Here is a 13,051-nt window from a genome sequence, read left to right as displayed (position 1 = left end):
GAGCGCAACAGTGAAGGCAGAGGATTGCCTGCAGAGATACTGCAGGCAATAGAGTAAAGCTGTTAAGCGAATTGGCGTAATCGCAGCAGATCCCTGACCACTTCATAACCAGGGAAACAGGCCGTGATCAAGAGACCATAAGTGAAGCCCTTCTCCAGCTGCAGCACAGTAAACAAGCTTTTCAGCTCAGCAGGGCCTGCTTGCAGCAAGGGACCATTAAAAGCCAGCACCACTAAAAATACCGAAAAAGCTGCGTTTACTGCAATGCTGCTAAGCAACAAACTACGGTTCCAGATGCGTTGCTGCAACTGCCATAAACTCAAAAGCACAGAGAAAACAATCACAGGGCTAAACCATTGCAGCATCAATAGAGCGTCAGTTGTAAACATGACACTGCGATCCGCTATATTTTCAGGATTCATCCATAGCGGATGCCAAATGACAATCAGCAGGAATAAGTAGGTGGCTAAATCAGTAAACACATCGGTCAGGCTGATATGTTGCCAGCCCAGATCTGCTTTAGGTAACTGCTTTGGCGACCAGTCTTTGCCCGCACAGCGGCCTACTCTCTTTCCGGAGCTATTTACAGCGGCAAAACTCAGCACTATAGCGGTAAAAGCAAAACAAGCTTCGTCCATAAAACCGAAGGTTAACTGCAATAAAAAGCGGATTAAATTGCCATCACTGCTGCCCATCCAATGCGTAGTAGCGCCTATCACCTGCAATACAAAAAGCACACCCAACACCATATACAAAGTGTGCTTCAGCAGAGGCATATCTTCAGCAGCGACTAAAGCTCTTGGCGGCACAAACTGATAAGCCACAACTCTTGGCCGACCCATTTGCTTCAATACTACGGCCACATCATCTTCTGACAACTGGCCCTGTTGCTCTTTGAGTGCATCAAGCTGATCCATAATATTGGCATTCAGTTCACGGCCTATTTCCTGCCTTTTCTCTTCAGGTAACTCGCGCTGCACCGCAGCGACATAACGTTCTACCAGTTCCATTATTCTGTCTCCCCGCTTTGATCTTGTGTTAACAAAGGACCCAAAGCCGAATTGAGTTGTAGCCATTCATCGGTTAACTGCGCCAATAGCTCTTTGCCTTGCTCCGACAACAAGTAATAACGCCGTTCCCGGCCTTCGGCCTGTTGCCATTCGCTGTCCAGCAGCCCTTGTTCAGCTAAACGCCGCACCAGCGGGTACAGAGTGCCTTCGTCTATGTCGATGCCTCTGTCCTGCAATTGCTTCCTCAGCGAATAGCCATAATGTGGTTGCTTCAACGAGGCCAATACGGCCAGCACCAGCACACCACGGCGCAGTTCCAGTCGCATTTTGTCCAGCTGTGAAGTGGTCATAAGAAATCCTGTGTTCTGTTCAATCGCCTATACTGTGCCACACACACTGTGCGCCACACAGCAAATACTAGGTGAGACACAGTATAGGTGCAAGTTTATTTTTTAATTAAAAAATAAGCATTTGAAAAATAAATATTTTTAGTTTGATAAAGCAGAAAAACAACAGAAAAAAAGCAGAGGTGTGCAAACAGAAGTAATAACACAGACTTTGGCAGCTCTCAGCCAAAGTCTGTGTTGATCGTGATTAAGCCTCCAAATACATCTGACGTAACTGCTGCAGTTTGGCCTGATCCAGACCTAATTTTTGTTCCAGATATACATCAACTGAACCATAGTCTTTTTCCAGTTGATCAAACATAGCCTGGATTAACGCCGGATCTGTGCCCATCATCACCTGAATCACTTCTGGTTTCATCGCCTGCATAAATTGATTATGTGGCGAGTCCTTTTTATCACCTGCTTTGGCATGTTTTTTCATTTCACGTAACGAAAAGTCGTACACTTTTTCTGATAAAGCATAGTCATTCACAATGGTTTGGCGCGGCACATTCAGCGCCGATAAAATCAAAGCGGATGCCATGCCTGTTCTGTCTTTACCAGCTGAGCAGTTCACCGCCAGCGGTACTTTACCAGCCAGCAATTGTTCAAACATTTGTTTAAACTGAGTGGAAAAACGTTCAGGCCCCTGACGATAGAAACCTGAAAACACCTCAATAGCTTGTTCTCTGGTGGTTATTTTGCCGAAGGCCTGCATAGTGCTGCCAGCCATCATCTCCTGCATTGAATAATCACGAACTAACATTTGTGCTTCTGGTGCGAAGTTTTTGTATAAGGTAGGCTCAGTCATCAGCTCCTCACGAGAGCGGAAATCACACATAGTGCGGATCTGCAAAGCACTCAGGTACTGATAATCAGCAGAGGTTAAATCCGTCATAGTGCCACTGCGGAACAACTTGCCCCACACCACAGTGCCGCCACTTTGGCTCGGATAGCCGCCTAAATCACGGAAATTCACCCCACCTTGTAATGGCAATACCCGTTCTGCCGCCCAATGCCCTTGTTGACCTGCAGGTTGCACATAGATATAAGGCCGGTTTTGTGTATCCGACTGGATCAGATAGCTGTTGCCACGTACATCAGAAGCTATTTTTTTCATGGTTTTTTTATCCGGAGTCTCAGCCCTATAAATATCAACAGTTGCAGCTGGCATAGTCCAGTGCACCATCAATGCATCAGGCAATAAGGACTGAGTCTGGCGCACCAGATACACAGCAGGCACAGACTGCTGCACAGCAGCCTGAGTACCGGCGGCAGACAGTGGCAGAGAATAAGTAACGAGCTGGCTCATGGCCAATACAGCTGCGAAAGTAGTTATTTTCATAGAGTTCATGTTCATTGATCCTTATCTGTTAAAAGTTAGCCCGCACGCCCATCAGGAAACGACGGCCATAGCCTTCTACTTCCACAGGTTTGGCTTCGGTGCCCTGGAAACGCACACCCAGTTCATCCGTCATATTGTTCAGGTCGGCGTAGACCGAAAACGTCTCGCTTAACTGGTAACGCACTGACAAGTCCAGACGCTCGCTGTCCTGCCAATACAAATCGCCACTGGAGTCCGGCGAAATGTCGTCCAGCCATTGGTCGCGCCATTGCCAGTTCAATCGCACCGACCAGCCATGGTTTTCATAAAATAACGAGGAGTTAATCACGCGATCTGAGGTGCCGGGTAAAGCCACAGTGCGGCCGTCCGGGGTGTCAAATTCGCTGTCCAGAAAGGCCATATTAAATTGCAGGCCAAAACCACGGATGGATTCAGGCAGGAAATCCCACTGCTGGATATAACTGAACTCCAGCCCTGTCAGTTTGCCGTTATCGCCATTTAAGGTGGTGTTGTAGTCATAACCAGAGCGGTCAAAACCCGGCGTATCAAAACGGTTGTCTCCCACTTGAGTGACAGAATCAAACAGCACATTGTCTACATTACGGTGGAAGAAATTCACCGAAGCTAAAGCAGCGTCAGCAAAGTACCATTCCAGCGAGGAATCAAGGCCCACAGCAGTTTCTGCTTTCAGGTTTGGGTTGCCGCCTGATACCGCATTGTCGGTATCATTGACTGAAGCACCTGAACGCAACTGACTAAAATAAGGCCGGCTGGAGCCTGTCACGCCAGACAAACGGAATTTCAGATCTTCGGTCAGATCCACATTCCAATGCAGGCTGGGGAATAATTCAGTATTCGTTTGCGCCACATTTAAGGGCGTAGTGCCGTCGCTTTGTTTTAAATAGCCCTGACTCAGAATATCAACCCGCTCTGCCCTGACCCCAAAAAGGATCTGATGTTGATCCCAGGTCCAGGTGTTCATGGCATACAGACTGGTGATTTCTTCAGTCACTTCATACCAGTTCTCAATGGCACTGAAGCTATCCGGATCAATTAAACCTGCATCTATCAATGCAGCAACGGCTGTATCGATTTGAGCCCTGGCTGCAGCATTATCAAAGTAGTTGGCGGTAAAGCCATAGTTTTGATCCGAATCCCACTGCTTATCTGTATTAAAAGCGTCAGGAGTGAACTCAATACCGGCAGCGCCAGCCAAAGGACCAAGCATAATAAAGGGGCTATTCATACCGGGCGAAGTGGCTTTGCGATCATCATACTGAGCACCCAGCTGCAATTTGGCGTCGGCTCCTGCCGATTGCCAGTCATAAGCAGCATCGGTTTTTAAGCTATAAGACTCTGTTTCCGCCACACCTTTGTAGTTAATCAGGCCATCAAAACCAAAGCCGGATTGATTCAGTGCCGATTGCGCTTCACCAGGAGACAAACTGCCATCCGAATTCGCTATGGTGCTGTACAACTGCACCTGAGGGATCAACGGGTTAGATAAGTCATAACTTAAAGAATGGAACTGGCGTGGATCTACCTGGGTACGTCTTAAGATCGGCAAGTCGGTTAAGCTTTCGGTTTCGGTGTAATTGAAATCCCAGGCCAGTTCCCAATCAGCCAGTTCATGCTGACCAGACAAAGTATTTACAAAAGTGGAGTTTTCATACTGGCCATCCTGAAACATCCCGGTCACAGGCACAGCAGTTAAATCACCACTTTGTTCGTCTCTGCGACCCTGACCTTTGGTTAGATCAAACTGAAACTGATTCCGTAGTTCGTGATCAACAAACTCTGTGTATAAGCTGGTAAGCGCAAATTTATGCTCTGGCTGAGGTGCAAATTCGAATTTAACTATAGCCGAGTTGGTTTCGCGCTCTAACTGATAACTACGAAAATCAAACAAAGTAGGAGCACCGCTGGCATCGTAGCTTCGTTCATTATTGTCGGTGACCTGTTCCATTTTAAAACCGGACAAAGCGCCCATCACCCCAACCACGCCATCAGACCAGGACAAACGACCTGAATAACGGTGCTGATCGCCATCACCTAACTCCAGCTGACCCAAGCCTAAATCAAGATCGGTGTGAAAACCTGGTTTGGATAAAGGTGAAAAGGTTTTGATATCCACCCGTCCAGCTAGAGCTTCAGAGGGCATATCAGGCGTCAGGGTTTTGGATACATCGACTGAACTCATGACAGCTGCAGGCACTGAGTCAAAACGGAATACCCGTTCTTCAGCCCCCAACACATTGACCCCATCAAAAGACACTGCAGTCCAGCGCGCCGGCGCACCACGCACCTGAATATAACGTTCCTGGCCCTGATCCCGCTGCACAGCCACAGCAGGCAAACGTGACAAAGCTGCGGCTGCGGTTTGATCCGGAAAGCGGCCAATATCATCTGCAGCTATCACGTTGACCACATTGGTGGCTTCACGCTGCAGCATAATGGACTCTTCCTGACTGTCGCGGATCGGGCTGGCGGTGACAGAAATTCGTTCAATGCTTTTTTCGCCAGCTTTAGTTGCTGTAGCAGCATCGGCCACAGCTGCTGTTGAGGTGAACGTGCAACAACAAAGCGCAAGCACACTTAGTTTAAAAGGCAGGCCAGAGCTATTCTTCTGAGCCACCATTAATTTGGAGCTATTCATTTTTATCCCTTCACACAATCTGACTGGCTGTTGATGACCCCTGTATCTGAGGCCACTTCAAGGTAGGTTTGGCGAATGAAGGATTTATGAATTAGATAACTACAGGCATTTCAGAGATATCTCTGTCAGGTTCAGAGCTGTTGGTTTGGCCTAACAGGACAGAATCTGGCGCTGTCATCAAACGGTAACTAAAGCGGCCTGTTCTTACACTTTTTTGACTGTCGAATAAATAGGGATGAGCTAATTCAGCCCCCAGTACAGAGACCAGTTCGTCCCTGATTTTGCTGCGGTTTTGATCCAGCGTCTTGGCTTTCAGGCCCTGCTCCTGTAAATCCTGAATGGCTTTTTTATGGCCTTGCCACTGCTCCATCAACTGACTTATGTCCTGTGCCAATACCAGATCTGGTTTATTGCTGGCCGGATTTAATACCCAGCCTTCAGCGGTCTGCACCCGCTGTATTGCGTACCAGTAGTAATACAACAAAGGGGTGCGGGGTAACTCAATAGTCACGCCATGCACCATAACACTGGAGCGTGACAGCTGAAACTCGAGCAAAGCCGGCGCTTTGGCAATCTGAAAAGCGCGTCGGCAATCGGCCGGATAAATGTGCCAGCCTAATTTCAGCCACTGTAGATCACAATCCGGATCCCAATACTCTGAACTGCAAAACGCCAACGCCATAGCATCGGCAAAACTGAAGTGCTGCTCCAGCAATTGCTCTAAAAAGCCTAATCGCTCTGCGGTGACTACAGCTTGCAGTGGCTGCGTTAGCGTCAAAGCTTCAGCCATACTGCAACCCGATTGCAGTGCTTTGGTTATATATCTTTCGCGCTGCAAGCTCACAGGAGCAGGTATCAGCCAGGCTGACACCAGCAAAAATAACAAAATCACAGCGCTAGCAACTGAAATACCCGCAGTATTCAGAACACAGTGGATCTCAAAGCGGGCAAAACGTGGGTGAGTACCAGAAAGCCACTGCATAGTCCGGCTGCTATCAGGAGCTGCTCCTTCGCCAATTTGAAACAGAGTAACTGCGCAGCGGTTGATCAACACTGAGCCTGGTTGAAGAGAGATCCCGGATAAATCGGCATTTAGTTGTTCCAGCAGATAAGGCACGACTTTTTGCTGAAAACCATGATTGTCTTCCAGCGCTTTGTTCACCACAGCTGGCAGTTGTTGTTCCAGAGCTGCACTTAGTTTTTCGGTCGCCGTAAAATAGGCCAGAATCACTGTTAACAGCAGAGCACACAGCAGTCCAGCTGCCAGTAACCAGAATGAAGATGGTACCTTAGGTTTCACAATCTAAATCCACTCTTGTGGGGCTGAGCATCTCATCCAGAGTCAATAAACTCCGTTGCAGCAGACAGCCTTTGTCCTCAAGACTTTTATGTAAAAACCAGCTGCCGCCATTGCTGTAGCCAGGGATCAGTTGCCGTTGTTCCGGTAATACTTCAGTGCCTGCCAGGGTATACAACACTTGATCCGCGCCTTGTTGTACTACCTGCTGATGTTTATCCAGCAGCACACTGGAATAGATAGTGATCTCACCTTGCTCAAAAGCAGCCAGTAAGGTGGTCCAGTCGTCATACTGCCGGTAGTTGATATCGGCCAGAGTCAGCCCTTCACGTTGAAGTAATGCCACGGGCAGCTGAAAGCCGCTGTAGCTGTTGACGTCAGTTAAAAAACCAAACCGCTGCTGAGTTAAAAAGGTTTTGCTGAGCTGAAACGACTGCTGTTTACTGACGAAATACACCGGATATTTGGGGAAAATAAGAATTTCGCTGTAGTAGTCCTGCAGATTGTGTAAGGCGCCAGCCAGCACCTCACGCCTGGACCATAACAGCTGATACTGGCCCGAAATTAACGCATCCGCTGTGAGTTCAGTACGTTTGGGCCAACTGACTTTGACACGACCAAAATGCGCTGCCAGCTCAGTTTTATCACAAAGCTGTTTTCCCAGACTCAAAGAATTCACCGGAGAACCTACGACGGATAACACAGCACCTTCTGAAGCTGAGTTAATGCGGCATTCCATGCTGTCATAGTCATTTAACTTCAGTGTTGGGGTTGGCCACAACGCCAACATAAGCAGAGCACAGAAAGACAGCAAAGCCACAACAGAGAGTGCCTGATTGTACTGTCTGGTTGTCAGGTAAAATTTCACTGGCAGATCTCCATGCTTTGGCAAAAGAGTAGCCAGCCCCTGTGACAAATGTATGACAATCAGATGACTGCAGATCAATTAGCCAAAACTAGCATGCTATTGCTCAACCTTAGGTTTCAAGCTAGGGTAATCCTCATTATCTCTTTGAAGAATAATTAAAAATGTTTGAAGCTCTGACCCAGATTGGTTTACCTATCGCATTAATACTGATTATGACGGGTGTTGGCATGAGCCTGCGGCCAGCAAATTTTGCAGAAGTTGCGCGCCAGCCAAAAGCATTTTTTGTAGGAGCGCTGGCACAGTTACTACTGCTACCTCTATGTGCTTTAGGGGTAATTTACCAGTTTGAGTTGCAAGGTGAACTGGCGGTAGGTTTGTTTATTCTGGCCTTATGTCCGGGTGGCACTACCTCCAATTTATATAGCTACTTGTGTAAAGCCGATCTGGGTTTGTCTGTGGCTTTAACTGCGCTGGTTGGATTTATCACGCCCTTTTCGTTGCCTTTGCTGGCGGTATGGGCGATTGAGCACTTCTTAGGGGAAAACACTGCTTTGCAACTGCCTTTATTAAAAACCTGGCTGACGTTAATGATTGTTAGTGTCTTTCCTGTATTGCTTGGCATGTGGTTCAACTTTAAATGGCCTGAACGCTCACATCGCATTCAACCCTTTATCAGCCGCTTTTCGGTGATAGTACTGGTGTTGTTGATCATCAGCATAGCGACCGATCTGGGCGCGGATCTCTGGCTGTTTTTAGAAAAAACCGGACCAGCCACTTTAGCTTTAAATGTCATCACTATGCTGGCAGGTTATTGGTTAGGCCGGCTTTTGCTGCAGCAGGAAAAACAAGCCAGAACCATTTGCCTTGAGGTAGGCCTGCAAAATGGCACACTGGCCTTGATGATCACTACAGGCATTTTACAAAACACCGCCATGTCGATAGCACCCAGCGTCTATAGCTTGCTGATGTTTATGACGGCTAGTTTATTTACGGTGTGGGTGTTACGCAAAGATAAAACCCGTCCGGTATGAAGGGGGCGTTGATAACCTCAGGTTCAAATTTGAAAGGCAAAACGGGCGACCATAAAGGTCGCCCCTACGGCCGCCGTTTAGTATGAGCTTTACGCAAGCACCGAAACCAAAGCTTTCTGCCATCCACTTAGCAACTGCTGGCGTTTATCTGCCGACATTTGCGGTAAAAACTGTTGTGCTTCAGAGCTAAACTTCACTTCAGCCAGACTTTCAAACCAGCCCAGTGCTACTCCGGCCAATACCGCAGCGCCATAAGCTGAAGCTTCGTTTTGACTGGGTTTAAGCACAGGTACATTCAGCACATCAGCCAGATGCTGGCATAACCAGTTGTTCGCCACCATGCCGCCATCAATTTGTAGCTGCTCTGCCTTTGCACCATCAGCCAGCATGGCAGAGAGTAAATCAGCCGTTTGATAGACCACAGCTTCCAGCGCGGCACGGGCTAAATGCGCTTTGCCCGTGCCAAGCGTCATACCAACCAAAGCAGCACGCGCTTCAGGTTGCCAATGTGGTGCAGCTAAACCGGTAAAAGCCGGTACTAGATAGACACCGCCGTTATCCGGTAAACTCTGCGCCAAAGCTTCGGTTTCACTGGCTTGCGTAATAACACCCAATTGATCCCGCAGCCATTTCACCGCAGCACCAGCGACAAAAATGGCGCCTTCCAGCGCATAAAAAGTCTGGCCCTGCACAGTAAAAGCCACAGTAGTCAGTAATCTGTGTTTGGAAAATAACGGGCTGCAGCCGGTATTTAATAACGCAAAACAGCCTGTGCCATAAGTGCTTTTTAACGAACCGGCGCTGATACAACCCTGACCTAAAGCCGCAGCTTGTTGATCGCCCACCAGCGCCAGCACAGGCAAAGCCAAACCAAATAAGCGGGTATCACAAAGGCCATACATATCAGCGCTTTGTTTAACCTGCGGCAGAATCTGCTCCGGTACACCAAACAACTGCAGCAGTTCTTGATCCCAATTTAAGCTTTGCAGATTCAGCAATAAAGTGCGGCTGGCATTGGTGGTGTCTGTGGCATGCACTTGCCCCGATGTTAAACGCCAGAGCAAAAAACTATCGATAGTGCCAAAGGCCAGTTCATTGTCGGCCAGAGCCTGCTGCACATCCGTATTATGAGTGAGTAACCACTGAATTTTACTAGCGGAAAAATAAGGGTCCAGCAGCAAACCGGTTTTTTGCTGCACCATGGCTTCATGGCCCTGATCTTTGAGCTGCTGGCAATAATCCGCTGTACGCCTGTCCTGCCAGACAATAGCGGGTGCCAGCACTTTGTCTTTTGCTTTATGCCAAAGCACAGTAGTTTCGCGCTGATTGCTGATACTGACACCCAAGACTTCAATACCCAGCTGCACGGCCTGCGCCAACACCTGCCGACACACCTTCAGCACAGAGAGCCAAATCAGCTCTGCGTCTTGCTCCACCCAGCCTTGTTCTGGATAAACACAATCCAGCTCCTGCTGTGCCACAGCCAATACCTTACCGTCACGGTTAAATAACAAAGCGCGGCTGGAAGAGGTTCCCTGGTCTATAGATAAAATGGCTTGCTGGCGCATAGATGGCTCTTGGAATTGTGTGGATAGCTCTAGCCTAGCTGGGCCTGATGCAGTTGGGAAGAGGTAACTATGAGCTGTTCTGGCATTCCCGAAGATGAGCTGTCATAGTTTATGGCAATACAGCCTGACTTATAGCTTATTCTTGGTGGCGACTATGCATACCCTAAGCCTCAATCAATTCAGAGATCATATTAATACCCATATTGATCAAGTGATCGATAGTCACAACCCAATCAAAGTGACTCTTGATTGCAGTAAAGCATTTGTAATACTCGGTGCTGACGACTGGGAGCGCGAACAAGAAACACTTTATGTATTGCAGAACAAGAGCTTAATGGCACAAATTAGAGACTCTTTAGCCAGCCATAACAGACGCAAATAGTGAATACAATTATGAACTACGGCGACCCAAAGGCCGCCGTAGTTTTATCTTCACAATTTACTTCAACAACAGCGCTATCACATGCTCAGATCAAACCTGTCCAGCGTCATCACTTTGGTCCAGGCGGCAACAAAGTCTTGAGTGAACTTCGCCTTGCCATCGTTGGCGGCATAGATCTCGGCAATAGCACGCAGCTCTGAATGGGAACCAAATACCAGATCCACTGGAGTGGCTGTCCATTTCAATGTGCCGGTTTTGCGATCCACACCTTCGTATAGGCCTTCAGTTTTCGCCGACTTACGCCATTCTGTGGACATATCCAGCAAATTGACAAAGAAGTCGTTGCTTAAAGTGCCGGGTTTGCTGGTAAAAACGCCCTGTTTCGTACCGCCTGTATTGGCATCCAACGCACGTAAACCACCGATCAGCACTGTCATTTCCGGCACACTTAACGTCAACAGATTGGCTTTATCTACCAAAGCTTCGGCTGGCGACAGACGAGCGTCTTTGCTGTAATAGTTGCGGAAACCGTCTGCAGCAGGCTCCAGCATAGCGAAGGACTCAACATCGGTTTGTGCCTGACTGGCATCAGTGCGGCCCGGTGTAAATGGCACTTCCACAGTTATGCCACCCGCTTTGGCAGCCTGCTCTACCGCAGCACTGCCAGCAAGTACGATCAAATCGGCCAGCGAGACTTTTTTGCCACCTTTTTGGGCTTTATTAAAGTCCTGCTGAATAGCCTGCAGTTTTTTCAGCACCTTGGCCACTTCAGCCGGATTATTGACCGCCCAGTCTTTTTGTGGCGCTAAAGCCAAACGAGCCCCATTGGCACCACCCCGTAAATCAGTGCCACGGAAACTGGCAGCTGCAGCCCAACTGGTGCGAACCAGCTCTGGCACTGTTAAACCCGATGACAGCACTTTGGTTTTGAGCGCTTTGATATCCTCTGCGTTGACTAATTCATGATCCACTGCTGGCACAGCGTCCTGCCAAATCAGCGTTTCAGCTGGCACTTCAGCACCTAAATAACGCACTTTAGGTCCCATATCGCGGTGGGTTAATTTAAACCAGGCTTTGGCAAACGCCAGTTCAAACTCCTTGGGGTTTTCTTTAAAGCGTGTGGTGATTTTGCGGTATTCAGGATCTTCCTTCAGCGCTAAGTCTGTGGTGAACATAATAGGCGCATGACGTTTGGTTTTATCGTGTGCATCCGGCACTAAATTGGCGGCCTGACCATCTTTAGGGATCCACTGGGTGGCACCAGCTGGGCTTTTGGTTTTCACCCAGTCAAAGGCGTACAGGTTATCCAGATACTGAGTGGTCCAGGCTATCGGGTTAACTGTCCAGGCACCTTCTAAACCCGAAGTGACTGTATCTTCCGAATGGCCTTTACCACATTTGTTTTTCCAGCCAAAACCTTGCTCTTCCAAACCAGCCGCAGTTGGCTCTTTGCCGACACATTCTTCAGGTTTATGTGCACCATGTGCTTTACCAAAAGTATGACCGCCCGCTATTAATGCCACTGTTTCTTCGTCGTTCATCGCCATACGGCCAAAAGTTTCGCGAATATCTTTGGCGGCAAGCAAGGGATCAGGATTGCCATTTGGCCCTTCAGGGTTGACGTAAATCAGGCCCATTTGCACAGCGGCCAGAGGCTTTTGCAACTTGCGATCGCCGCTATAGCGCTTATCGTCCAGCCACTTGGTTTCAGGCCCCCAATAGACAATATCGGCTTCCCAGTCGTCGGTACGGCCTCCGGCAAAACCAAAGGTTTTAAAGCCCATAGACTCCAGCGCCACATTACCTGTTAATACCATCAAGTCGGCCCATGAAATTTGACGACCATATTTTTGCTTAATAGGCCAAAGCAAACGCCGTGCTTTATCTAAATTGACGTTATCAGGCCAGCTGTTTAACGGCTCAAACCGTTGCTGCCCACCACCAGCCCCGCCCCGACCATCAGACACTCTATAAGTACCGGCACTATGCCAGGCCATACGAATAAAAAAGGGCCCATAATGGCCATAATCCGGCGGCCACCAGTCTTGTGGCGTGGTCATCAGTTTGGTGATATCCGCTTTGACGGCTTTTAAATCCAGCTTTTTAAATTCTTCGGCATAGTTAAAGCCTTGATCCATAGGGCTGGATTCCACCCCATGCTGACGCAAAGGCGCCAGATCCAGTTGTTCAGGCCACCAGAACTGATTGCCCTTATTCATGCTTTCTGCATTGGTTATAGGTGTAGTTAAAGCTATCGAAACGGCGACTGCTAAAGCCGATAGTAATGTTGTTTTCCGTTGAAGCATATGTGCTCCCTCCATTGGTTAAAGTTTAACCTGCACCGCGATAAACACTAGACCAATAGAATAGAAAATTCGTTTCTAATCAATTTAAGTGATTGGTTGAAGTTTGAGAAATTTGTAAAGCTTTAGGGACAGGGGTTTGGGAATGGCTTTGTGGGGATGTTTGATGGGAATGTAGGTTGCACTTGACGCGAAGGTAGGTTGC

10 protein-coding genes are annotated in these 13,051 nt (G+C 48.2%); 2 read left to right on the top strand and 8 right to left on the bottom strand.

Features of this window, described 5'->3' with window-relative positions; genetic code table 11:
• Positions 1-62: 62 nt before the first annotated feature.
• The 6 genes from P3C17_RS02040 to P3C17_RS02015 form a co-directional block, all read right to left on the bottom strand.
• Positions 63-1,010, bottom strand: coding sequence for a hypothetical protein (locus tag P3C17_RS02040; RefSeq protein WP_300927873.1), 948 nt, complete (start codon positions 1,008-1,010; stop codon positions 63-65).
• Positions 1,010-1,360 (bottom strand): PadR family transcriptional regulator, encoded by a 351-nt coding sequence (locus P3C17_RS02035; protein ID WP_300927872.1) that lies wholly within the window; start codon positions 1,358-1,360, stop codon positions 1,010-1,012. The genes P3C17_RS02040 and P3C17_RS02035 overlap by 1 nt, the downstream gene beginning before the upstream one ends.
• Before the next feature lie 244 nt (positions 1,361-1,604).
• Positions 1,605-2,750: a tyrosine-protein phosphatase gene (locus tag P3C17_RS02030; protein ID WP_300927871.1), complete on the bottom strand. Its 1,146-nt coding sequence runs from the start codon at positions 2,748-2,750 to the stop codon at positions 1,605-1,607.
• Positions 2,751-2,769: 19 nt separating this feature from the next.
• Positions 2,770-5,397, bottom strand: coding sequence for a TonB-dependent receptor (locus P3C17_RS02025; RefSeq protein ID WP_300927870.1), 2,628 nt, complete (start codon positions 5,395-5,397; stop codon positions 2,770-2,772).
• A 91-nt stretch (positions 5,398-5,488) separates the two neighbouring features.
• Complete coding sequence (locus tag P3C17_RS02020; protein ID WP_300927869.1) at positions 5,489-6,697, bottom strand: hypothetical protein; 1,209 nt, start codon at positions 6,695-6,697, stop codon at positions 5,489-5,491.
• Entirely contained in the window at positions 6,687-7,562 is an 876-nt protein-coding gene (locus tag P3C17_RS02015) for a hypothetical protein (RefSeq protein ID WP_300927868.1), read from the bottom strand. The genes P3C17_RS02020 and P3C17_RS02015 overlap by 11 nt, the downstream gene beginning before the upstream one ends.
• 161 nt (positions 7,563-7,723) lie before the next feature.
• Here P3C17_RS02015 and P3C17_RS02010 point away from each other — a divergent pair, with 161 nt between their 5' ends.
• Positions 7,724-8,593: a bile acid:sodium symporter family protein gene (locus P3C17_RS02010; protein WP_300927867.1), complete on the top strand. Its 870-nt coding sequence runs from the start codon at positions 7,724-7,726 to the stop codon at positions 8,591-8,593.
• 89 nt (positions 8,594-8,682) lie between these two features.
• Here the strand turns inward: P3C17_RS02010 and glpK are convergent, their stop codons facing one another.
• The gene (gene glpK / locus P3C17_RS02005; RefSeq protein WP_300927866.1) at positions 8,683-10,161 is read right to left on the bottom strand and encodes a glycerol kinase GlpK; all 1,479 of its coding nucleotides are present in this window, start codon (positions 10,159-10,161) and stop codon (positions 8,683-8,685) included.
• A 154-nt stretch (positions 10,162-10,315) separates the two neighbouring features.
• On the opposite strand from glpK, the gene P3C17_RS02000 reads away from it, so the two are divergent.
• Complete coding sequence (locus tag P3C17_RS02000) at positions 10,316-10,543, top strand: type II toxin-antitoxin system Phd/YefM family antitoxin (RefSeq protein WP_300928359.1); 228 nt, start codon at positions 10,316-10,318, stop codon at positions 10,541-10,543.
• Positions 10,544-10,620: 77 nt separating this feature from the next.
• Here P3C17_RS02000 and katG read toward each other — a convergent pair whose 3' ends face one another.
• On the bottom strand, positions 10,621-12,849 hold the full coding sequence (katG, locus tag P3C17_RS01995; protein ID WP_300927865.1) for a catalase/peroxidase HPI: 2,229 nt from the start codon (positions 12,847-12,849) through the stop codon (positions 10,621-10,623).
• Positions 12,850-13,051: the final 202 nt, after the last annotated feature.

Source organism: Rheinheimera sp. 1928-s, from assembly GCF_029269265.1.
GTDB lineage: Bacteria > Pseudomonadota > Gammaproteobacteria > Enterobacterales > Alteromonadaceae > Pararheinheimera.
The sequence above is the reverse complement of the archived record's forward strand: the minus strand, read 5'-3'. Positions and strand labels throughout refer to the sequence as shown.